This window comes from Rhizobium sp. SG570 (assembly GCF_012275345.1).
Lineage (GTDB): Bacteria > Pseudomonadota > Alphaproteobacteria > Rhizobiales > Rhizobiaceae > Rhizobium > Rhizobium lusitanum.
Genome location: NZ_JAAZQI010000007.1, coordinates 311,768 through 332,184 on the forward strand (window position 1 = coordinate 311,768; position 20,417 = coordinate 332,184).

General features: G+C 58.5%; 23 protein-coding genes, 1 pseudogene and 1 riboswitch. Of the genes and pseudogenes, 15 read left to right on the plus strand and 9 right to left on the minus strand.

Going from position 1 to position 20,417, the window contains the following annotated elements:
* The first annotated feature begins 128 nt into the window (after nucleotides 1-128).
* The 7 genes from FHT28_RS16945 to ribB all read left to right on the plus strand — a co-directional run bounded on the left by FHT28_RS16945 (nucleotide 129) and on the right by ribB (nucleotide 7,085).
* A complete protein-coding gene (locus FHT28_RS16945; RefSeq protein WP_037199480.1) occupies nucleotides 129-1,112 on the plus strand; it encodes an ABC transporter permease in 984 nt (327 codons plus the stop codon).
* A gap of 119 nt (nucleotides 1,113-1,231) precedes the next feature.
* Entirely contained in the window at nucleotides 1,232-2,161 is a 930-nt protein-coding gene (locus FHT28_RS16950) for a sugar ABC transporter substrate-binding protein (protein WP_037199481.1), read from the plus strand.
* A 28-nt stretch (nucleotides 2,162-2,189) separates the two neighbouring features.
* On the plus strand, nucleotides 2,190-3,668 hold the full coding sequence (locus tag FHT28_RS16955) for a sugar ABC transporter ATP-binding protein (protein WP_168596838.1): 1,479 nt from the start codon (nucleotides 2,190-2,192) through the stop codon (nucleotides 3,666-3,668).
* 22 nt (nucleotides 3,669-3,690) lie between these two features.
* Nucleotides 3,691-4,479, plus strand: coding sequence for an SDR family oxidoreductase (locus FHT28_RS16960; RefSeq protein ID WP_047640829.1), 789 nt, complete (start codon nucleotides 3,691-3,693; stop codon nucleotides 4,477-4,479).
* A gap of 4 nt (nucleotides 4,480-4,483) precedes the next feature.
* Nucleotides 4,484-5,221 carry a triose-phosphate isomerase gene (gene tpiA / locus FHT28_RS16965; RefSeq protein ID WP_168596808.1) on the plus strand — a complete coding sequence of 246 codons (738 nt, stop codon included), beginning with the start codon at nucleotides 4,484-4,486 and terminating at the stop codon, nucleotides 5,219-5,221.
* 76 nt (nucleotides 5,222-5,297) lie between these two features.
* The gene (locus tag FHT28_RS16970; RefSeq protein WP_047560495.1) at nucleotides 5,298-6,080 is read left to right on the plus strand and encodes a glucose 1-dehydrogenase; all 783 of its coding nucleotides are present in this window, start codon (nucleotides 5,298-5,300) and stop codon (nucleotides 6,078-6,080) included.
* A 96-nt stretch (nucleotides 6,081-6,176) separates the two neighbouring features.
* Nucleotides 6,177-6,326: riboswitch (FMN riboswitch) on the plus strand.
* Between the two features lie 114 nt (nucleotides 6,327-6,440).
* A complete protein-coding gene (gene ribB / locus FHT28_RS16975) occupies nucleotides 6,441-7,085 on the plus strand; it encodes a 3,4-dihydroxy-2-butanone-4-phosphate synthase (protein WP_168596809.1) in 645 nt (214 codons plus the stop codon).
* A 277-nt stretch (nucleotides 7,086-7,362) separates the two neighbouring features.
* Here ribB and FHT28_RS16980 read toward each other — a convergent pair whose 3' ends face one another.
* A complete protein-coding gene (locus tag FHT28_RS16980; RefSeq protein ID WP_197070368.1) occupies nucleotides 7,363-8,283 on the minus strand; it encodes a LysR family transcriptional regulator in 921 nt (306 codons plus the stop codon).
* Between the two features lie 99 nt (nucleotides 8,284-8,382).
* Here FHT28_RS16980 and FHT28_RS16985 point away from each other — a divergent pair, with 99 nt between their 5' ends.
* Nucleotides 8,383-9,798 carry an aldehyde dehydrogenase family protein gene (locus FHT28_RS16985; RefSeq protein ID WP_168596810.1) on the plus strand — a complete coding sequence of 472 codons (1,416 nt, stop codon included), beginning with the start codon at nucleotides 8,383-8,385 and terminating at the stop codon, nucleotides 9,796-9,798.
* A 36-nt stretch (nucleotides 9,799-9,834) separates the two neighbouring features.
* Here the strand turns inward: FHT28_RS16985 and FHT28_RS36245 are convergent, their stop codons facing one another.
* On the minus strand, nucleotides 9,835-9,996 hold the full coding sequence (locus FHT28_RS36245; protein ID WP_234903981.1) for a zinc-binding dehydrogenase: 162 nt from the start codon (nucleotides 9,994-9,996) through the stop codon (nucleotides 9,835-9,837).
* 220 nt (nucleotides 9,997-10,216) lie between these two features.
* Nucleotides 10,217-10,435, minus strand: a complete 219-nt coding sequence (locus FHT28_RS36250; RefSeq protein WP_234903980.1) for a hypothetical protein — start codon at nucleotides 10,433-10,435, stop codon at nucleotides 10,217-10,219.
* Nucleotides 10,436-11,156: 721 nt separating this feature from the next.
* Between FHT28_RS36250 and FHT28_RS16995 the strand changes: the two genes are divergently transcribed.
* Nucleotides 11,157-11,954 carry an SMP-30/gluconolactonase/LRE family protein gene (locus FHT28_RS16995; RefSeq protein WP_047560492.1) on the plus strand — a complete coding sequence of 266 codons (798 nt, stop codon included), beginning with the start codon at nucleotides 11,157-11,159 and terminating at the stop codon, nucleotides 11,952-11,954.
* A 172-nt stretch (nucleotides 11,955-12,126) separates the two neighbouring features.
* A pseudogene (locus FHT28_RS17000) lies at nucleotides 12,127-12,516 on the plus strand (alpha/beta fold hydrolase); the annotation flags it as partial.
* 42 nt (nucleotides 12,517-12,558) lie between these two features.
* Here the strand turns inward: FHT28_RS17000 and FHT28_RS17005 are convergent.
* The gene (locus FHT28_RS17005; protein WP_047560330.1) at nucleotides 12,559-12,939 is read right to left on the minus strand and encodes an EF-hand domain-containing protein; all 381 of its coding nucleotides are present in this window, start codon (nucleotides 12,937-12,939) and stop codon (nucleotides 12,559-12,561) included.
* A 287-nt stretch (nucleotides 12,940-13,226) separates the two neighbouring features.
* Between FHT28_RS17005 and FHT28_RS17010 the strand changes: the two genes are divergently transcribed.
* From FHT28_RS17010 to FHT28_RS17020, 3 genes are all read left to right on the plus strand, one after another.
* The gene (locus tag FHT28_RS17010; RefSeq protein ID WP_168596811.1) at nucleotides 13,227-13,616 is read left to right on the plus strand and encodes a DUF302 domain-containing protein; all 390 of its coding nucleotides are present in this window, start codon (nucleotides 13,227-13,229) and stop codon (nucleotides 13,614-13,616) included.
* A 286-nt stretch (nucleotides 13,617-13,902) separates the two neighbouring features.
* Nucleotides 13,903-14,400 (plus strand): cytochrome b, encoded by a 498-nt coding sequence (locus FHT28_RS17015; RefSeq protein WP_168596812.1) that lies wholly within the window; start codon nucleotides 13,903-13,905, stop codon nucleotides 14,398-14,400.
* Between the two features lie 48 nt (nucleotides 14,401-14,448).
* Nucleotides 14,449-15,141 (plus strand): VIT family protein, encoded by a 693-nt coding sequence (locus tag FHT28_RS17020; RefSeq protein WP_168596813.1) that lies wholly within the window; start codon nucleotides 14,449-14,451, stop codon nucleotides 15,139-15,141.
* A gap of 228 nt (nucleotides 15,142-15,369) precedes the next feature.
* Here FHT28_RS17020 and FHT28_RS17025 read toward each other — a convergent pair whose 3' ends face one another.
* Together FHT28_RS17025 and FHT28_RS17030 are read right to left on the minus strand one after the other, a co-directional pair.
* On the minus strand, nucleotides 15,370-16,518 hold the full coding sequence (locus FHT28_RS17025) for a ceramide glucosyltransferase (protein ID WP_168596814.1): 1,149 nt from the start codon (nucleotides 16,516-16,518) through the stop codon (nucleotides 15,370-15,372).
* A gap of 297 nt (nucleotides 16,519-16,815) precedes the next feature.
* Nucleotides 16,816-17,259, minus strand: a complete 444-nt coding sequence (locus tag FHT28_RS17030) for a host attachment family protein (RefSeq protein WP_037199508.1) — start codon at nucleotides 17,257-17,259, stop codon at nucleotides 16,816-16,818.
* 108 nt (nucleotides 17,260-17,367) lie between these two features.
* Here FHT28_RS17030 and FHT28_RS17035 point away from each other — a divergent pair, with 108 nt between their 5' ends.
* Nucleotides 17,368-17,658 carry an MFS transporter gene (locus FHT28_RS17035; protein ID WP_168596815.1) on the plus strand — a complete coding sequence of 97 codons (291 nt, stop codon included), beginning with the start codon at nucleotides 17,368-17,370 and terminating at the stop codon, nucleotides 17,656-17,658.
* Nucleotides 17,659-17,768: 110 nt separating this feature from the next.
* Here FHT28_RS17035 and FHT28_RS17040 read toward each other — a convergent pair whose 3' ends face one another.
* Nucleotides 17,769-17,918 (minus strand): hypothetical protein, encoded by a 150-nt coding sequence (locus tag FHT28_RS17040; RefSeq protein WP_168596816.1) that lies wholly within the window; start codon nucleotides 17,916-17,918, stop codon nucleotides 17,769-17,771.
* Between the two features lie 421 nt (nucleotides 17,919-18,339).
* Here FHT28_RS17040 and FHT28_RS17045 point away from each other — a divergent pair, with 421 nt between their 5' ends.
* Nucleotides 18,340-18,618: a DUF982 domain-containing protein gene (locus FHT28_RS17045; protein WP_168596817.1), complete on the plus strand. Its 279-nt coding sequence runs from the start codon at nucleotides 18,340-18,342 to the stop codon at nucleotides 18,616-18,618.
* A 393-nt stretch (nucleotides 18,619-19,011) separates the two neighbouring features.
* Here FHT28_RS17045 and FHT28_RS17050 read toward each other — a convergent pair whose 3' ends face one another.
* A complete protein-coding gene (locus FHT28_RS17050; RefSeq protein WP_168596818.1) occupies nucleotides 19,012-19,497 on the minus strand; it encodes a hypothetical protein in 486 nt (161 codons plus the stop codon).
* Between the two features lie 575 nt (nucleotides 19,498-20,072).
* Nucleotides 20,073-20,417: TOBE domain-containing protein (locus FHT28_RS17055; RefSeq protein ID WP_168596819.1), on the minus strand; the 345-nt coding region annotated here is incomplete at its 5' end.

Consider the following 20,417-nt stretch of genomic DNA (forward strand, 5'->3'; position numbering starts at 1 on the left):
CGCAGCTGATGCTCCACAGACCGGTTGACAGCGCCTCACTGGCTTGTTAATGCATTTTCCGGCACGTGTGAATATTTATTCTATAGTGAAGGAATATTGGCCAACGGCCTTATTTCCAGGGAGGAACGATGGTGGCGATCGACGTCAATGAACAGAGCCGTCCGTCCGGGACATGGCTTCGCAAGCTCGCTGGCGCCACTGGCCCGCTCGTTGGACTGCTTGCCTTGTGTGTTTTCCTGAGCGTCAGCACCGATGCCTTTCTGTCGCTTCGCAACGGCCTCAACATTCTCGATCAGATCACCGTCCTCGGGATCATGGCGGTCGGCATGACCTTCGTCATCCTGATCGGGGGTATTGATCTGTCAGTCGGTTCGGTGCTTGCCCTGTCCACCATGGTCATGGGTTGGACGGCAAACGTCGCGGGACTGCCGCTGCCTCTCGGAGTTGCTTTCGCGCTCATAGCGTCCGCTGCAAGCGGGCTGATCGTGGGGCTTCTCGTGACCATGTTTAGGGTGCCCGCCTTCATCGCGACACTTGCCATGATGTCGGCGGCACGCGGCGTGGCGAACATGATCACCGACGGACAGCAGATCGTTGGCTTTCCCGACTGGTTCACGATGCTCGCCATCGATCGTCATTTCGGCGTTCTGACGGCAACCGTGTTCCTCATGCTCGCGGTCGTCCTTGCGGCCTGGGTATTTCTACACTTCCGATCCGAGGGACGCATGCTTTACGCAGTTGGCGGCAATCCGGAAGTTGCCCGTCTTGCCGGCATCAAGGTGAAGATTGTGACGATCGGGGTCTACATCGCCAGTGCGGTTCTTGCAGGCCTTGCCGGCATTGTGTTGGCCGCCCGTCTCGATTCCGTTCAGCCGTCGAGCGGCCTCGGCTATGAGTTGGATACGATTGCCGCCGTCGTCATTGGCGGCACGTCGCTTTCAGGCGGATCTGGCGGGATCGGCGGCACGCTCATCGGCGTCCTGATCATCGGCGTGCTCCGCAACGGCCTCAATCTGCTCAACGTCTCGCCTTTTCTTCAGCAGGTCATCATCGGAGTTGTCATCGTGCTCGCCGTCGGCGCCGAGACCATTCGCAGGCGACGAGCGGCCTGAGACTTTCCCGGCTGCGGGCGGCCGGACTTTAAAGAATTCCTCTCCGAAAGGTTTGGAGCGGATCTCATGACCCAAGGGGGAGGACTTACCCATGGGTGATCAACAAAGGAGGAACTAAAATGAATCTTGCGCGCACTCTGCTCGCTTCGGCTGCCCTCGTCGGCCTAAGCCTTTCATCTGCGCATGCCGCAGAGGTCAAGAAAATTGGTCTGGCCGTTGCAAACCTTCAGGCGAACTTCTTCAATCAGATCAAGCAGTCCGTCGAGGACGAGGCCAAGAAGCGCGGCATCCAGGTCGTGACCGTCGATGCCAAGGGCGATGGCCCGACCCAAGTCAACCAGATCCAGGATCTGCTGACCCAGAAGATCGATGCGCTGATTTATATCCCGGCGGGTGCTGCGGCTGCGAGCGTTCCGGTCAAACTCGCCAAGAACGCCGGCGTTCCCGTCGTCAACGTCGACCGCAATGCCGAGGGCGCACCGGGCGATACCTTCCTCGCCACGGATTCAGTGTCGTCGGCAAAGGCGGTTTGCGACTACATCCTCAAGGCTGCCGGCGGCAAAGGCAAGATGGTTATCATTCACGGCCAGAAAGGCACCACGCCGGAAGTAGACCGCAGCAAGGGATGCGCTGAAGCTCTGAAGGCCTATCCGGATGTGAAGATCGTTGCTGAGCAGTATTCCAACATCTGGGCTCAGGACGAGGGGTTCCAGATCATGCAGAACATGCTGCAGGCAAACCCGGATGTGTCGATCGTGTTTGCGCAGGCCGACGCGCTGGCGCTGGGTGCGGCCCAGGCTATCAAGGTCGGAAATCCTTCGCAGAAGATCGTAGTTGGCGGTTTTGACGGAGATACGGCAGCCCTTGAAGCCCTCGGCAAGGGCGTATTTGACGTGACGGCGACCCAGCAGACGCAGAAGATGGGCCGCGATGCGGTCGCCAATGCGATCAAGCTTGCCTCAGGCGAAAAAGTGCCCCCTGTCCAGTTGCTCGATGCGACGTTGACGACCAAGGACAATGTGGCCGGTTTCATCGCCAACCATCCTTGATGCCATCCAAGACTTGCGGAGGTGTGCTGTGACTGATCCGGTTCTGTCCTTGAAGGGCATTTCGAAGCGCTATGGACCGCTCCAGGTTCTGAAAAATGTCAGCCTGGATGTCCATGCGGGCGAAGTGCTGGCCCTTCTCGGCGAGAACGGGGCTGGAAAGTCGACGCTTTCAGGCATTATTGCCGGATCACGCACACCTTCCGAAGGTACAATGACGTGGCTGGGGCAGCCCTATGCCCCAGCCACTCCAAGAGAGGCGATCGACAAGGGCGTGGTGCTCATCCATCAGGAGCTTCAACTCCTGCCTCACCTTTCCATCGCGGAAAACGTCTTTATCGGGCGCTGGCCCATGAAAAACGGCGTCGTCGATCGCGCCCAGATGGTTCGGCGCGCTCAAGAGCAGCTCGCTCGGCTCAATCTACACATACCGGCGACGCGAAAAGTCGCAGGTCTGTCGACCGCAAATCAGCAGTTGATCGAGATCGCCAAGGCCTTGGCGCTGGATGCTAAGCTTCTTATCCTTGACGAGCCGACCGCGGCCCTTGGCGGGGCCGAGACGGAAGCGCTGTTTGAACAGGTAAGAAAGCTCCGATCCGAGGGCGTCGGGATCATCTATATTTCCCATCGCATGGAAGAGATCAAAAAGATCACCGACCGCATCGTCGTTCTTCGCGACGGAGAGCGGGTCCAGGAGTTCGCCGATAGCGCAACACCCGTGCGCACGATCGTCGAGAGTATGGTCGGACGCTCGCTCGAGCGCATGTTTCCGGCCCTCCCAGAGCCGACCGATCGTCCGGTTCTTCAGGTTTCGGGCCTGACCTCACCCGACGATTCCTTCCGTGACGTGACATTTGGCGTGCGGGCCGGAGAAATCCTTGGCATTGCCGGGCTGGTTGGGGCCGGGCGCACGGAACTTGTCCGTGCCATTTCCGGCGCCGATCCGATCAGCGCCGGCTCGATCCGGCTGGACGGCGAGAAACTGAAGCTTCGTAATCCTGCTGACGCGATCGCTCATGGGATCGTCATGGTGCCAGAAGATCGCAAGGAACAGGGCCTAGTCGTCGGCCATCGCATCAGCGAGAACATCATCTACGCCAATCTCGACAAGCTTGGCGGCCGCTGGATCACATCGCGCGTCAAACGCGCCTTTGCGGAGAAGGCCGTGGCGAAGTTCGGGGTCAAAGGCCGTGCTGAGCAATATGCGTCCGACCTGTCGGGCGGCAACCAGCAGAAAGTCGTGATCGCGAAGTGGTTGATGCGCGACCCCAAGGTTGTTGTGCTTGACGAACCGACGCGAGGCATCGACGTCGGCGCCCGCGCAGGCATCTACGATATCATCGTCAATCTCGCTCGCCAGGGCGTTGCGGTCATCGTCGTCAGCTCCGACCTTGAGGAAGTTTTGGGGGTCTCGAACCGGATCCTGGTTCTGTCCCAAGGCAATCAGACAGGCATACTCGACCGTGACCAGGCAAATGACGTCTCGGTCATGGAATTGGCAACAATTTAAGGAACCACAGAAAGGAAGAGCGATGCCGGACATCACTCTTAACGCCCCGAAACTGTTCGACCTCCGTGGCCGGATCGCCATTGTCACGGGCGCTGGCAGCGGAATTGGGCAACGGATCGCCATCGGTCTTGCGCAGTGCGGCGCGGACGTTGCCCTCCTTGACCGGAGAACCGACGACGGCTTGACGCAGACGGCCAAGCATATACGCGATGCCGGTCGCCGCGCGATCGAGATCGCCGCGGATGTTACAACCAAGTCTTCGCTGGCTGACGCTGTTGCGCAAACCGAGAGTGAGCTCGGTTCCTTGACCCTAGCGGTCAACGCCGCCGGTATTGCGAACGCCAAACCAGCGGAAGAGATGGAGGAAGACCAGTATCAGACCTTGATGGATATCAACCTGAAGGGCATCTTCCTGTCGTGCCAGGCAGAGGCACGAGCCATGCTGAAGAATGGTGGCGGTTCGATCGTCAATATCGCGTCCATGTCGGGCGTCATCGTCAACCGCGGTCTGAGCCAGGTGCATTATAACGCCTCCAAGGCGGGCGTGATCCACATGTCCAAGTCATTGGCGATGGAATGGGTTGACCGCGGCATCCGCGTCAACACGATCTCGCCGGGCTACACCGCAACGCCGATGAACACGCGCCCGGAGATGGTCCATCAGACCAAGCTCTTCGAAGAGCAGACGCCAATGCAACGCATGGCCAATGTCGACGAGATGGTTGGCCCCGCGGTCTTCCTGCTCTCGAACGCCGCCAGCTTCGTCACGGGCGTCGATTTGCTCGTCGACGGCGGCTTTTGCTGCTGGTGATACGATGCGCAAGCTGATTGCAGGCAACTGGAAAATGAACGGTCTCGCATCCTCCCTGACTGAGATCGAAGCGCTGAGGGGACTAACGGGCAACACGGCGTGCGATATCGTTGTGTGCCCGCCCCTCACGCTTGTTGAAAAAGCATTTGAGCGCGCCAAGGGCTCGACAATCGCCATCGGCGCGCAGGATTGCCATGCGCAGGCGTCAGGTGCCCATACCGGAGACGTTTCTGCCTTCATGCTTGCCGAGGTGGGCGCACGCTTCGTGATCTTAGGTCATTCCGAACGCCGCTCGACCTATCGTGAGACCGATGCAACGGTGGCGGCCAAGGCCGCAATGGCCCATGAGGCAGGATTGACCAGCATTATTTGCGTCGGCGAGACACGCGAGGATCGTGACGCGGGCAAGGCTATCGATGTTGTTTGCGCCCAGATCGAAGGCTCTGTTCCCCACAGCGCAAACAGTGCCAACACGGCCATCGCCTACGAACCGGTCTGGGCGATCGGGACCGGCCTTGTTCCGACCGTCGAGCAGATCGAAGAGGTCCATTCCTTCATTCGGCACATGCTCGAAGAACGTCTGGGAGAGGACGGGCGTCGTGTCAGGATCGTCTACGGAGGATCTGTGAAGGCATCGAACGCGTCGGCAATTTTTGCAGTTCAAAACGTCGATGGTGCCTTGGTGGGAGGCGCCTCGCTCAACGCTGCGGAGTTTGCCGGGATCATATCCGTCGCCAATTGACGTCCGAATAAACGACAGACGTGGGGTCGTCTAGGATCGGCACCCGGCTCGGCTTATGCCGCGAAAGGAAGAGAAAATGCAACGCTTTCAAAACAAGACGGTCGTCATCACCGGAGCCAGCCGCGGTATAGGTGCTGCGATCGCCAAACGTTTCGCCAAGGAGGGTGCAAATCTCGTCGTCTCGGCTAACGAAGACCTGGTGCACTCTGTCGCCGAACAGATCCAGCAAGACGGCGGCAAGGCGATTTCCTTCGTCGGCGACGTGACAGACAAGACAAGCGTCAAGGCACTCTATGACGCGGCCGAGGCGGCGTTTGGTGGCATCGATGTCTCCATCCAGAACGCCGGCGTCATTACCATTGCCAGGATCGAGGATATGACCGAGGACGAATGGGACAAGGTCATGGCCGTCAACACCAAGGGCGTGTTCTTGTGCGCGCAGGAGGCAATTTCACGAATGCGCAAGCATGCTCGGGGCGGACGTATCATCAACACGGCGTCCGGTCAGGCGCGCGACGGGTTCATTTTTACGCCCCACTATGCGGCGTCGAAGATGGGCGTTGTCGGGATTACGCAAAGCCTGGCAAAGGAAGTTGCGGCCGAAAAGATCACCGTCAATGCGTTCTGCCCGGGCATCATCGAAACCGACATGTGGGCCTACAACGACCAAGCTTGGGGAAAGCTGCTCGGAAATTACGCGCCCGGCGAACTCATGAAGGAATGGGTGAACGGAATTCCGATGAAACGCGCTGGATCTGGCGAAGATGTAGCCGGGCTTGTCACCTTCCTTGCAAGCGACGACGCGGCCTACATTACCGGTCAGACGATCAACGTCGACGGCGGATTGATCATGTCCTGACGAATTGGAAACAGTCTGTTCAATAGGAGAAGTGCCCCAAATGGCTCCGGCGTCAAAGCACCCCTTGCCGGACGGGGTCCCCATCGCCTATGTTAGTAACGTTCTCAGGGCGGGGTGAAATTCCCCACCGGCGGTATTGGGCGAAAGCCCGGAGCCCGCGAGCGCCTTTCGCCGCAAGACGGAAGGGTCAGCAGATCCGGTGAGATGCCGGAGCCGACGGTATAGTCCGGATGGAAGAGGGCAATGCTGCAAACGCCACCTGTCCGTGGCGGGTCGCATGCTTGTTCGCCCAAGGGAAACGGTGGCTTCGAAAGAGGTCATGATGCTGCCACGGCAGCTAACCCTTGAAAGGCAAGACACATGGCAATAGCCAAAATCGAAGATGCAGTCGCAGCCATTTCGCGCGGCGAGATCGTGATCGTCGTTGATGATCGGGACCGAGAAAACGAAGGCGATCTCGTGATTGCTTCGGACGCAGTCACCCCCGCAGCGATCACGTTCATGATGAACCATGCCCGTGGGCTGATCTGCGTTCCCATGCAGGGCGAGAGGCTCGACGAGCTCGACATCCCGCTGATGGTTCCGCGCAACACGGAAGTTCTCAAAACCGCTTTCACGGTGTCCGTGGACTATATCCCCGAAACAACGACGGGGATCTCGGCGGCAGACCGGGCTGCGACCGTTCGCGCTCTTATGACACCAGGAACTCAACCTGACGATTTTGCCCGGCCGGGGCACATCTTCCCTCTGCGCGCCCATCCTCTTGGCGTGCTCGGACGTCCCGGACACACAGAGGCCGCGGTCGATCTGGCAAGACTCGCCGGGCGGGCGCCGTCGGGCGTCATCTGCGAAGTGGCAAACGACGACGGGACGATGGCCCGCCTGCCGGACCTTGAACGCTTTGGAGAGCGCCATGGTCTGCTTGTGGTCACGATCGAGGACCTGAAGTCTTATCTGAGCCACAAGCAGCGCGATCTGCTCGACCCGGAACGGTCCGTCGCTTGATGGTCGCACGGCCCCGGCCCCTATTCCTTGGCTAAAGACGGCGGCTTGCGCTGCCGTCTATGCTTGTGAGCATCGAGACCTGCCACGGCAATGGACGCGGACTGTCTGCACGGCATGCTCGCCACCAATCCCGAACACTGAACGCGGATATGCAGGCATTCATCCAAAGCTAGTTGGTGCATCCAGAGGACAGGGTCCCGGCGTGCGACCATGCCCCGCAGACAACCCTCACCAAGACCCTGGCTCGAACTTAGTACCAAGCTCGTCGAAGAATCCTTTAAATCGAAGACTGCCTTTCAACGTCGCTGCTTTGCCGCAGTTCCTTGATCAAGTCCACGAAGCGGCGCAGCTTCGCCGGGATATTGCGCCTACCAGGATAGTAGAGACATAGCCCCGGATACGGCGGGGTCCAATCGAAGAGGACCTGCTCCAGCCTTCCGGCAGCGAAGTCGTCTGCGACCTGCCATTCGTTCAGATAGGCGAGCCCGGCTCCGTCGCGGACCGCCCGGAGCATCAGGTCGCTGTCATCGAGCGTGAGCCTGCCCGGAACGTCGAGCGCGAAGCTCTCTCCCCGACGCTCGAACTCCCAGCGGTAGATCGCGCCGCTTGCCATTCGGGCGCGGATGCACATGTGGTTCTGGAGATCAGCCGGGACCTGCGGCCTCCCATGACGCTGAAGATATTCGACCGAACCGACGATGGCTGGGCGGACGGTGTCGCCGATCGGGACAACGACCATATCAGGGGGAACGGCTTCCCGAATCCTGATCCCGGCGTCGAAGCCCTTGGCGTTGACGTCGACTAGCGCGCCCTCGGTGACGATTTCTACCGACATTTGCGGGTTCCGGCGCATGTATTCCAGGATTAGCGGCGTCAGGATCATCCGGGTCGCACCCACTGATGTGTTGATGCGCAGGGTGCCCGTCGCTTCTGCGCGGTGCTCGTCGACATGCTCGACAGCGCTACGGATCGCCTCCAGCGCCGGACCGACACTTGCCACAAACTGTTCGCCTGCTGCTGAAAGGACGACGCTGCGTGTGGAGCGATTGAACAGTCTGACCCCCATGCGGGTCTCCAGAGCGGCGATCTGCTGGCTAAGCGACGACGACGAGATTCCTAGCTCGCGAGCCGCAGCTCGAAACCCACCGTGGGAGGAGACGGCGAGAACCGCCTCTAGTTCGGCAAGAGAGCCACGCATCATTGTCCGTAATTCCCTATCAGGCTGAGCATACATGACCAACTTATCAGGACAATCCCGAAATGCCAGATATGCCGTAGCAATCCAAAGGAGTTCGGCATGCGCGACATCGACACAATCTACATCGACGGCCAGTTCGTCACCCCGAAGGGCACCGGGACGGCCGATCTCTACAATCCTTCCACGGAAGAACGAATTGGAACGGTGCGGCTAGGCGGCGTCGAGGACGCGCGCGACGCCGTCGCTGCGGCGAAACGGGCCTTCCCTGCGTTCTCGCGAACGACGAAAGGCGAGCGCATCGACATGCTGAAACGGTTGAACGCCGTCGTCGCTGCGCGCGTCTCTGACCTCACCGAAGCGATGTCGCTCGAATACGGCGCTCCGCAGACCTTTACGCGTTTCGCTATTTCCCATGCTGCTTCGAGCTTTCTCACCATGGCGAGCGTTCTGGAGGAATACGAATTCGAGCGCAGGATGGGTCGAGCGCGGGTGGTCATGCAGCCGATCGGCGTAGCCGCAGCCATCACCCCGTGGAATAGCAACATCGGCTTCATCACCTCGAAGCTCACGACGGCGATCGCTGCCGGCTCGACCATTGTCATCAAACCGAGCGAGATGAGCGCAGTACAGACGCAGGCCCTGACAGAGTGCCTGCATGAAGCGGGCTTGCCCAAGGGCGTGTTCAACATTGTCAACGGGCTCGGCAATGTCGTCGGTGCGGAACTCAGCCGGCATCCGGACATCGCGAAGGTGACCTTCACGGGTTCAACCGCGGTCGGCAGGGAAATCCTGCGAAGCGCGGCCGACACCTTCAAGCGCGTCACGCTGGAGCTTGGCGGCAAGGGTCCGAACATCATTCTCGACGATGCCGATCTGGAGGTGGCCATCCCTGCCGTCTTGAGGATGGGCTTCATCAACAGCGGCCAGGCCTGCATCGCTGGCACCCGCATTCTGGTACCGAACCATCGGCTCGATGAGGTCGTGACCAGGCTGAAGCGGGAGATCGAGACGTTCAAGGTCGGCGCCCCCGATGATCCGGACGCAATGATCGGTCCGATGGTCAGCCGGAAACAGTACGATCGCGTCCAGTCCTACATCGAACTAGGGATGCAGGAGGGCGCCAGTCTCCTGACGGGCGGTCTCGGACGTCCGGCCGGACTGGATCGCGGCTGGTTCACGAAGCCGACCATATTCACCAACGTCGACAACCAGATGCGTATCGCGCGAGAAGAGATATTTGGTCCGGTCCTGTCGGTCATCGCCTACCGCGACGAGGACGAGGCCGTCTCCATTGCAAACGACACCCCGTACGGGCTTCAGGCCTATCTTCATGGCACCGATGCCACACGCATGCAGGCGCTTGCGGATCGACTGGATTGCGGCCGCGTGGTCGTTAACGGGGCGCCCCACGAGCCGCTCGCTCCATTTGGCGGGTTCAAACAGTCGGGGATCGGTCGCGAGTATGGCGTGTTCGGACTGGAGGCGTTCCTGGAACCGAAAGCCGTCATCTTGTGACGATCGATACGTGAGGCAGCGTCTGAAGTGTGCGGCTTAAGGGTTCTGCAATCGAACGAGGACTTTTCCAACAGCCTTGCCGCTCTCCTGGAACTCGTGTGCTTCGGCCACTGCATCGAGGGCAAATGTCTTCGAGATCTTTGGGGCATGTGCCCCGGAGGCGGCGCAGGCCGAGACCTCCACGGCCGCCTGCCGCATCGCTGCCTCCGGCATAGTGTAGACGTAGACGAAACGGGACGAGAAGCCTCCCAGCAGCGCCGGGAAGAACGGGATCGTGAGAGGCCTGCGGCGACTCCGTCGAGTAGGCCGAGACGAATCCGTCGCGGGCGAGACAGGCCATCGCCACGTCGATGTTCGCGGAGATGTCAACGTCCACGATGCGATCTACTCCGTGGCCAGCCGCCGCCGATCTCACCGTTCAGGAGACATCCTCCTCGTGCCTGTTGATGACCAGATCGGCCCCGGCCACTCGCGCGACGTCCGCCTGCTCGTCGCGGCTCACCGTCGCCGCCACCCACGCCCCCGCCCGCTTCGCAGGAAGGATCGCCGCATTGCCCGCGACGCCCCTTCCACCCTGGACGAGGATTCGCTTGCCGCGAACGCCGCCGTCGGCGAACAGGCATCGGTGCGCGGTCATCGCCGGAACTCTGAGGGACGCCCCGACCTCGAAGGACACGTTGTCGGCCAGCCTGACGGACTGCACGGAGGGCAAGACGACGAATTCCGCCGCGGTACCGAACGCCCTCCCCGTCCTGATGCGGTATAATCCACGAGAACGGCATTGCCTTGGCGCCGAAACCTCTTCTGGTCTCGATGTCGGAAGGATTGATGCCGGAGGCGACGACCCTCACCCGGACCTCCCCGGCTCCTGGCTGCGGATCGGGCGGCGCAGATCAGCCATGGAAGCCAAACGCCAGCGTGGAAGGCCCGCCTCGTTCGCGACAATCAAAAGCTCCGTCCCGTTTGTCGCGGAGCGGCAATCAGAAACCGATGAGACGCTTGCCAGCGACAATCAACATCCGAACGCGACTTTAAGAGTCTCATCTAGATTGTTGCTAGCGTCTCACCCTGATCGCCGCGCCATACGCCAACCGCGATCATCGACGTTAGGATGGCCCAGAGCATCTCTGCCAATGTCAACGTCGCTCCGGAAAGAATGCTGCAGGTCGAACTCCTCCGCAGCCGGCAGGGCGACTCGTCTTCCTGCCCCAGCACAGCATCCGAAATGGGAAATTCGCCGTCCAGGGTCACGGCGCGGCTAGTAAAAAATTAGCGAAACGCCAAAATCTGCTTTCAACCTGTCGGGGCGATTGGGCGTCGCACGTCCTTCGCAGGTGCAGAGGACCAAGGAGACGAACGTGCGCGCAGATGTATTGTTGAAGGGAAGAGGACTTGTCGAATGTCCCCGTTGGCATCGAGGCGAGCTCTGGTTTGCCGATTGGACCAGTGGCGAGATACGGGTCCTTGAAGACGGGAACCAATCGCGGCTCGTGATTCCGGCGAAAGCTCCACCATTGTCATTCGATTTTGGCCCAGAGAACGACCTTTTCGTGATCCAGTCCGGTTCTTCATCACTCATGCGTTATGATGGCATGGGCTTGAAGGAATTCGCCGCACTGGGGTCGGGCGCGTGGAACGAAATCCTCGCCGACGCTGCAGGCAGGATCTATGTCAATGGGCCAGCGATTACGCTGGTCCTCCCTGATGGCAGCGTTGAAAAGCAGGCCGAGGGCTTTCAGTTCCCGAATGGCATGGCATTATCTGCTGATGGCCGCACTCTGGTCTGCGCGGAAAGCTGGGCCAAGCACCTGACTGCTTTCGATGTGGCCGCTGACGGCCGCCTTTCCAACCGGAGGATCTGGTCAGAGCTTCCCGGCCCGCCAGACGGAATATGTTTCGACCGTCAGGGAGCCATCTGGTATGCCGATGTCCCCAATGCCTATTGCCGCCGGGTACGAGAAGGCGGCGAAATGCTTGACGAGGTCAAGGTAGATCGCGGCGCATTCGCCTGCATGCTCGGCGGCGAGGATCGATCCACCCTCTTCGTCACCACCGCACAATGGTTCGGCATGGACAAGATGAGTCAAATGGCCGGCACAGGTCAAATCGTTTCCGTCGAAGTGAACGTTGCCGGAGCCGGCTGGCCGTTCAATTGAACGCTCACATTGCGGAGCTCCGCGTTGGTGAACAATATCGGGACGAAAACCAAATCCGCCAGTTCACTGGATCACGTTCGATCGACTGTGGTGCGACGCCTCCGCTCTATTGAGAGTGAGTCTGATCGCCTTGCAGGGGAACAACGTGCCAAACCTCAGCCGCACACAGACAATCTCCGTATCGGGTGGGTCGATATACACCACCATTGCCGGGAGCGGCCCGCCGGTTCGATTGCTGCATGGATTCCCAGAGACCAATCTTATGTGGCGCGGCGTCGCTCCTCTGCTTGCCTCCGAGTTCACTGTCATCTGTGCCGACCTACGTGGATACGGTGCCAGCGCTTGTCCCTCGTCGACTCCAGATCACCTGCCCTATTCAAAACGAGCGATGGCCGCCGAGATGGTCGAGGTTATGGCAAAGCTCGGCTTTTGCGAGTTCATGATCGCCGGTCATGATCGCGGCGGTCGTGTCGCTCACCGGATGGCGCTCGATTATCCTGCTACAATTACAAAGCTTGCGGTTCTAGATATCGTCCCTACCCAGGCCGTCTGGGATCGCGCCGCTGAGATCTCTACTGATAGCTGATGACGTAGAGCCTGGAGACTATTGACCCTGCATGAAGGACTGGATTTCCTCGGGCGTCACTTTGCCATCCTTGTTGGCATCAATCAGGTCGAAAATCCGCTTATGGATTGCCGTTACTTCATCAAATGAAAGTGCGCCGTCACCGTTGGTATCCGCGATGGCGAACATGATCCTCATCATATGTCCGCGCATTTTCCCCATGGGCATTCCCTCAGCCATGCCGCAGGGCGCAGCACTTCGATCCATCATATCTGCGTGCTCCATTTCATCGGGCATTATCGCCGATCTTCCCCATCGGTCCTGATCTGGAGCTCTGGACTGTGCTGTAGCGACGCCAATGCCCCCAACAGTTAGGAAGGCGGCCAGCGCGACTATGGTGGGCAGTTTGGGCTGTGACATCGGATGCCTCCTGTCGTTTAGACCCGAATAATGGCCTGCTTGCGAGTATCCGCCTTGATGTAGGTCAAATCCTTTTGCGGGAATTTCTGTCTTTGATTGCGCGGTAGGAAAAACTGCTGACCAAGGTCAACTCGTCGCGGCCCCTTGATCAAGGCGTGCATCCATTTTTCTTCACGCCACTCGTCGCTAGGTAGTGTTGACCAGGTCGGCGACAGTGATTTGCCAACGAGGTCCCATCCGACTTCTCTCGGAAGTCAGCGCCAAGAACCTATATCGGAGCCAAAGCCATGACTTATACTCTAGACAAGACCCTATCCGGGAGCTCGTTTGATGTCGCAGTCGAAAGGACGAAAGCAGCACTTGCGCGCAAAGACTTCGGCATCCTGACGGAGATTGACGTCAAGGCGACGATGAAGAAGAAGCTTAATGCTGACATTGACAACTACCTCATTCTGGGCGCCTGCAATCCGAGCATGGCCTTCGAAGCGATAAATATGGAGCCAAAAGTCGGCGCAATGCTTCCCTGCAATGTAATCGTCAGATCCCTTGGCGGCGGCGATATAATGATCAGCGCAATCGATCCGGTTGCCTCCATGCGAGCAATCGAAAACGCCGCACTAAAGCAGGTGGCAGGGAATGTTCGGGCGAAGCTTGAGCAAGTTATAGCGAGTATCTGACATCGGTGATATCCTATGGATCAGCAATTTCCATGCGTTGGAGCCCGACATCCTGCTCGCCTCGCCTCGATTGGTCTATCGATCGACCTGCCCTTGTTTGACGGCCAGTTCGGACTTGGCGGCGTATCCGATTTTCATTTCACGGTAATTCATCGAAATCGTGGAGAGCCCTTACGGCGCTTTGCCTATCCATATGGCCGTGGTTCCCTGCGAGCACATAAGTGGGCCGAAAGGGCATAAAGCTTAACAAACTGGGGTATCTCGCCCTTTTTTTGAGGAGTCGACCATGAGTGAACAGAAAACCAATGGATATTCCAGCCTTCAGATCGCATTGCACTGGACAGTCGCGGCACTGATTTTCTTCCAGCTCCTGTTTGGAGAGAGTATGACGACGATCGTCGACGCAGGCGAAGAAGGAACCACTGCCTCGCCGAGCGATCTCACGCTCAGTGTCGCCCATTATTGGGTCGGCATAGCAATCCTCTGTCTTGTGGCCATTAGGCTCATCCTGCGTATCGTCCAGGGCGCGCCAGAGTCCGCCAGCGATACAACGTGGATGACGTACGCTGCAAAGGCGTCACATTGGCTTTTTTACATCCTCCTTGTCGCAGTCCCGGCCACGGGTCTGCTGGCAATTTATGTCTCAGATGAGTTCGGCGATATTCATAAGCTCGCCAAGCCCGCCTTTATCGCTCTAATTGCACTTCATGCCGTAGCCGCGCTGTTTCATCAGTTCGTTCTCAAAGATGGAACGTTGAAGCGCATGCTGCTGCCGGCGAAGTAGTATCCTCCGAACATCCGCGCTAAGCACGACGAAACCGGAGAAGTCCCGATGAGAAGCCACGGAGAATTGCATCTCGTAAACCGAATAGGCTGGCTGCGGGCCGCCGTGCTCGGCGCAAATGATGGCATCGTCTCGACGGCAAGCCTTATCGTAGGGGTCGCCTCGGCCTCAACGGCAAGCTCGGAAGTTCTGGTAGCGGGTATTGCGGGGCTTGTCGCCGGCTCCATGTCTATGGCGGCGGGCGAATACGTCTCGGTCAGCTCGCAGTCCGACACGGAGAAGGCAGACCTCGGCCGCGAACGGCAGGAGCTTATAAAACAACCGGATTTCGAAAGGGAAGAGCTGGCGCAAATCTATGTCGATCGTGGGGTTGAGCCCGTTCTTGCTCGGCAGGTTGCTGATCAGCTGATGGCGAAAGATGCACTTTCAGCCCATGCACGCGACGAACTCGGGATTTCCGAAATGATGACTGCGCGACCGATCCAGGCTGCCTTGACCTCTGCCGCAACCTTCGCGGTTGGAGCCGCAATGCCGCTGCTCATGGTGATCGTATCGCCCGCATCCATGCTTGTCATAACCGTCTCTGTGGCATCGCTCGCCTTCCTGGCGCTGCTTGGCGCCATTGGGGCGAGGGCTGGCGGGGCTGGTGTCGTGAGGCCAACGCTGCGTGTTACATTTTGGGGTGCGTTCGCGATGGCGCTGACGGCAGGCATAGGCCATCTTGTTGGAGCCGTCATCTGAGACGCCCGAATGCAACGCGCGTTCGCTCCCGGCTGTTTTCGTCAATAGATTGATCCCGAACGATGTCTTGGCGCCTCCTGACGGTCCAAGGTGACAGAGCTTTCAGGGAGCTCGGCGCCTAGTTAACCGCTCCAGCCCTCATCCCCCGGCTCGATGCGCCCGAAGTCAACAGGGCTATCGAAGCTGCCATCGGCAGAAGCTTCTGAGACAGTCGATCGTGTTTGGTTATCACGTTTGGGACCCTACCACCCCTCGTTTCAGCTTCGAGCGTTTAAGCGACGTCATGTTATTGCCGTGCCAGATGAAGCCGCGCTGGAGCCAACCCTGCAACCACAGCAGGGGCGATAAGATATCGCGCAAGATCCAGGCAAGTATCAATGTTAATCCGAGCGGCCATCGATAGACAACCGCGAGGGCGACTTCCGCCGAATACCAGCAGACGATGAGCAGAGGAAGTCCGATCCACGCCAGCACATCCATCGTTGCCAGGATGCAGTACAGAATCGCCACCGGCAGCATGCCTGTCAAAATTTCCGCCGAATAAGCCAACGGAAAAGAGGAGCGCCGCAATTGTGCCCAGCGCAATTGTCTGCTCCAGACTTGAGACCACGTCCTGCGACCCAGTGGTTGCTGAAAAGGCTCACGGACGACAGCAACTTTTTTGCCCGTCCGGCGAGCGATCTTGGTCGCAGCCGCATCCTCGGCGACCTCGCTTGCTAGTATTGACAATCCACCCGAATGCTCCAACTCCCGCCGAGAGAGCATCATCGTCTTGCCTTGCGCATAACCGTACCTCAGGAAGTCGGCCACCAGCTGCCAACGCGCTTGATATGTGTTGAGGAACGCCGCTTCCAAGGCCGCCGCCAGCCCTTCTGCATCGCTGCCGACGGGTGGCGAGCAAATGACAGAGGTCGCGGAGGACCAGCGCTCGCGAAGATCATCAATATAAGCGGGAGGGACCAAAACATTGCTGTCGGAGATGACAACCCAATCATATTTCGCGGCGCGCCAGCCTTTCCAAATGTTATTCAGCTTCGGATTTTGTGATATTTTATCGTCGCCAATGAGCAGATGCGCATCCGCGGCAGGGTGGGAGGCTATGAGCTCACGAACAAGCGGTATAGCCGGGTCATCGGGTGAGGCTACGCAAAAAATCAACTCGTACTGAGGATAGTCGATGGCAAAACTGCTTCGTAATGTGCGGCGCAGGTTGTTTTCCAATCCGCAGACCGGCTTTATGATCGTAACTCCGTCAGGGCCGCATTTTGCCGACGTTCTCCAGAGCAACTTCCGCAAAACCGCTAGCGCTACGCTTACGAATTGCGTTGCAACCAACAAAATCATGCCTGCCGAGATGATGACTGGTACGATGTTCATTTCCTCTCCGCCGCGGCTCGAAGACGCGCTTTGCTAAACTAGGCGAAAAGCCACTCCCCGCCTTGTCCGAGTTCCTGCCGTGCTGGCAGCCATCCACCGGCGTTAAAAATGCACTCGCCACGGTGTCCGGGCTGCAGCAGCTCGCATGCGGCGCACCTTGGTCTCCTCGGACGATTGTGCACCCTCGGCCGATATATCGGCATTCAATCGCACGCTCACCGATGGACACCTCGCGCGATAAATTCCGGCTTTCCGGAATGCCTGCCCAGCCCCAAGCAGCGGTTCTCGATTGCCGCATCACGCAGCTAAATGCCTCTCGATCTCGTTCAGCGGAAGATTAACAAGGTCCTTATCATATTCCGCTGCGATCCGTCTCCTGGTCGTCTCCGGCATGGCACGCCGCAGGTCAGCAAGCGCCTTCGGGGGAGCAACCACGAAAAGCTTGTGAACATCGTTTTGCTCGCAAATTGCCTCCAGCTTTTCGGCAACCATCGACAAGAATCGCTCTTCTTGCTGCTCATGAAAATTCGTCTGCCCGACGCTACTGCGATGGCTGCCCATCGCAACACGGCCCGGCTTGTCCGTTCCTTGCTCGCGGGCCGGGGCGTTATGCGGGTTCTCGATGACTTGCTGGACTTCAAGCATCAGATTGAACGCGTTCCCGACATTGCGGAGCAAGAGTGCCTTGCTGGCATCTGAAACGAGAATCCAAGCATTATAAGGAATGATAGCATCGTTCATGACATTGTCCTCTTTCGTTAGATCGCTACGAAGATATTCCCCCATCCCGTGAGGCCGCATTGACCCTGGTCAATCCCAGCCAGGAGGCGCCTTGCAGCATTCCCAATCGTGGCCGTAGTGTTCGTCTGCTATGGCGCCTATCAGGGTACCTTCCGTGCCGCTGGAAAGGCGCTCGCTTCTGACTTCGCACCCCAGGAACTGCGCGCCGGCGGCATCGGCTGGTACAATTCCCTGATTGGGCTCACTCAACTCATTGCCAGCGTCATCGCCGGTCTGCTTTTGGATCACCTAGGCCATCAGGCCGTGTTCATCTATGGAGCAGTTTTCGCAGTGGTCGGCATCGTTGCGCTCCTGATACTTGTGCCCGCAGACAGCAGCACCAGCGAGCGCTTCGAGTGACACGGCCCGCCAACGCGACATGACACGCCGTCTTAATTCGACCCGGATCGATAGAGGACGAAGATAGGGAATGATCACTGAGTGATCGACACGGCGATATTGCGCCAGGTTTACAGCATCGGCGGCACGATGTTGCTGGGGGTTGGAGAGCTGAAGGACAGACCCAACCATAGGCGGATGTACGAGTTGAACATCCGCGCCAGATCATCGATGAGCCATGTCACCGCGAAGGTGCGGGGACCAATTATGGCGGTCTGCATCAAGGAACTCCGGACTACGTGTTCCGCTACCAGTTGCGAACGATGTGATGTCCTTCCAAGACGGAGCCCACTCTATTGTACATCAACGCAGTAACTTCGGTTCGACGGACTAATTGATCAAGCTCAATGCGCGGAAACCGGGCCAGCGCGAAAATGGTGCCATCATCGAATAGGAGGGAATGGGTCATACTGAAGACGTTTGTAGCATCCGTGACGTTGGCGCCATTCAGGTCACTCCTCCTCGCGGGAGAAGGCGATTGCTAAAATAGGTTACCTGGACCGATTTATCGCTTCAACGAAGCGGAACGGCATCTGAACTTGCTGGTGTCGGCGGCGCCGGCGAACGCAGAGGATTTCGCGACCACTTCTACGGGACGGACTATTCTGGAGAATTGTTCACCCGCATTCATGGAGAGAAACGATGGCTTTAGAGGAAAAGACAAGATCGGACTGGAATGAGCCCGTCTATGTTCAGGTGGCAAGGCGGGCGCCCGACACCATACACAACCCAACCGAGGCACTCAATTTCCTCGCCAACGCGTGGAAAGGCTCGCGGAAGAAGCACAGCTTTGCAAGAGAGATCTGTGCTGCTGCGGCACTCGGGCAGGTTTCTCCCGAAACGGCGCGGGAGGCTTTCGTGGAGGCTGCTTCCGAAGCGAGAATGGTCATCGGCGCGCCCCATACGGAAGCACGGAGCTAATTCCGGCGATATTTCTGGCGTTTGCTTCTCCAGATTGCTCGCAGCCGCCGTTCAGCGATGACGGTTGCTTCCTACATTGCGCCCATCGCATACCTCACCGGAGATTTCTGTAAGCCGCCGCCTAAGGTGGTCCTCGCGCTCGCCTAAAAGACGGACGTGCCTTGCCGCGAGGTCCCCGAGCGTTGCCGTGTTAAGCCTGACGCTGCGATCTCGCCAGATTGAGCTCGCGTCAGGATTGCCAGATCCCGCGGCATCGCCTTGCGGCGATCGCCGAAGCCGTGGACCCCGATCGCGCATTTGCGAAAGGTGCCTCGGACCTGATTGACGATCAAGGTTACAGTGTCTCGTTTTGCGCATCTTCGGCGATGACGAGTAGCGGTCTGCCGGGTTCGGCTATTTTCCTCGATCAGACCAGCCAGCTCGCCGAGTGTGGAAGCTTTTCCACTCGAAAATCGGGATCCGGGCACCCTCGAAAATGCGCCCATCTTCTTCGCGACCGTTGCGAAATATAGCGAAAACATAGCCGCGCTCGAATTGCGTGCTCTCCATGATGTCGAGGCGGGTTTTCGTCGTCTTGGATTCCTCGGCAGCAATAACGCCTTCGAAGCCGCCGAGATATCGGGTGAGCAGAAAATTGATCCTCCGCAAAGCCGCTTCGTCGACGCCGTATACACTGTGGCTTTGTGGAAGATTGGGAAAGTGCCGTAGAACAAAGGTTGCCATTGGCTCATGACCCATGATCGGAGCAATGACATGATTCATTTTTCCGCGGGACGATGGGTACGCTGGTTTCTCATCGATCATCTTTTGTTGATCGTTGTTATTCTGATGCTTGCCACCATCTTCAGCATCCCGCTGATCAAATCGATGATCGAGCACGATCAGCGAAGCGCGCCGCTGCTGCGCTCAACCACCCAGTAGTTTGTTGTGTCCGCCGAAGGGACGAGATCACTCGCTCGGCCTCTAGCGCAAGTTAGGAGACCTATTTGGGTATGGTTAGACCGATGTTTTGATTTGTGATTCTCTCAATCGGAACGATCGATTGAGGGATGCGATGTCATGTTTGTAAACCGGCTCTGAACAATGACCCCGTTGAGATCCCCTGTAACGGTTTGAAATTGATAGGAACATCGGACCATCAACGGTTCATACGCAACGCCGGTGTGGTCGCCACTTTCTCCGCAGCATGGAATATATTTCAATGACTTAAGCCTCATACCAGCGGGGTCATCCTTGGATGCTTTTTCACAACCTCGACTTATTGCGTGATCTCAAGCGGATCAATTCCCACCTGGTCGCAGCTGCTGCTCATCCCATCCTGGAAGAGCGCGGCGAACACTTGCAGAGCGGACGCCGAGCCCGATCCCCAGGCGGCATTGACCGCGCATGACTAAAAGGTCCGATCTCAGCCGTCCGGTGGGGATACTGAAAGGCACTGAGTTCGCGGCCATCAGTCACGGCAAGACCAATAAATCGGACGCTTTGAAGCTGATAGTCACCCGCTCACCCACGGTGGGCGATGTGCGCCGTGGGTTGTTGAACATGTCGAAAGAAATCGTGTTGCCGGCGACGTTCATGCGGGTGCGAACAACTGAGCCAAGAAAATGCACTGATATGACCTCGCCCGTCAGGGCCGTGTCGCCCTTGGCCGATTCGGCCAGTGAGCCTGCCTCCGGGCGCAAAGCCAGCGATACCGTGTCGCCAGGCTTGTAGGCGGTGACCGATTGCTTCAGCGTGACGTCCTGATCGCCGATCATGATGCGGCTGTTGTCGGGATCGACGACCTTACCTTCGATCAG

Bases quoted from the DNA above. Each gene is read 5' to 3' on its own strand.
- FHT28_RS17045 (WP_168596817.1), top strand. From the start codon at position 18,340: ATGGCTTTAGAGGAAAAGACAAGATCGGACTGGAATGAGCCCGTCTAT.
- FHT28_RS17005 (WP_047560330.1), bottom strand. From the start codon at position 12,939: ATGTCACAGCCCAAACTGCCCACCATAGTCGCGCTGGCCGCCTTCCTA.
- FHT28_RS16960 (WP_047640829.1), top strand. From the start codon at position 3,691: ATGCCGGACATCACTCTTAACGCCCCGAAACTGTTCGACCTCCGTGGC.
- FHT28_RS17040 (WP_168596816.1), bottom strand. From the start codon at position 17,918: ATGCAGACCGCCATAATTGGTCCCCGCACCTTCGCGGTGACATGGCTC.
- FHT28_RS16950 (WP_037199481.1), top strand. From the start codon at position 1,232: ATGAATCTTGCGCGCACTCTGCTCGCTTCGGCTGCCCTCGTCGGCCTA.
- FHT28_RS17030 (WP_037199508.1), bottom strand. From the start codon at position 17,259: ATGAACGATGCTATCATTCCTTATAATGCTTGGATTCTCGTTTCAGAT.
- FHT28_RS16980 (WP_197070368.1), bottom strand. From the start codon at position 8,283: ATGCGTGGCTCTCTTGCCGAACTAGAGGCGGTTCTCGCCGTCTCCTCC.
- ribB (WP_168596809.1), top strand. From the start codon at position 6,441: ATGGCAATAGCCAAAATCGAAGATGCAGTCGCAGCCATTTCGCGCGGC.
- FHT28_RS17015 (WP_168596812.1), top strand. From the start codon at position 13,903: ATGAGTGAACAGAAAACCAATGGATATTCCAGCCTTCAGATCGCATTG.
- FHT28_RS16945 (WP_037199480.1), top strand. From the start codon at position 129: ATGGTGGCGATCGACGTCAATGAACAGAGCCGTCCGTCCGGGACATGG.
- tpiA (WP_168596808.1), top strand. From the start codon at position 4,484: ATGCGCAAGCTGATTGCAGGCAACTGGAAAATGAACGGTCTCGCATCC.
- FHT28_RS36245 (WP_234903981.1), bottom strand. From the start codon at position 9,996: ATGCGGCAGGCGGCCGTGGAGGTCTCGGCCTGCGCCGCCTCCGGGGCA.
- FHT28_RS16970 (WP_047560495.1), top strand. From the start codon at position 5,298: ATGCAACGCTTTCAAAACAAGACGGTCGTCATCACCGGAGCCAGCCGC.
- FHT28_RS36250 (WP_234903980.1), bottom strand. From the start codon at position 10,435: ATGACCGCGCACCGATGCCTGTTCGCCGACGGCGGCGTTCGCGGCAAG.
- FHT28_RS16985 (WP_168596810.1), top strand. From the start codon at position 8,383: ATGCGCGACATCGACACAATCTACATCGACGGCCAGTTCGTCACCCCG.
- FHT28_RS17010 (WP_168596811.1), top strand. From the start codon at position 13,227: ATGACTTATACTCTAGACAAGACCCTATCCGGGAGCTCGTTTGATGTC.
- FHT28_RS17020 (WP_168596813.1), top strand. From the start codon at position 14,449: ATGAGAAGCCACGGAGAATTGCATCTCGTAAACCGAATAGGCTGGCTG.
- FHT28_RS17025 (WP_168596814.1), bottom strand. From the start codon at position 16,518: ATGAACATCGTACCAGTCATCATCTCGGCAGGCATGATTTTGTTGGTT.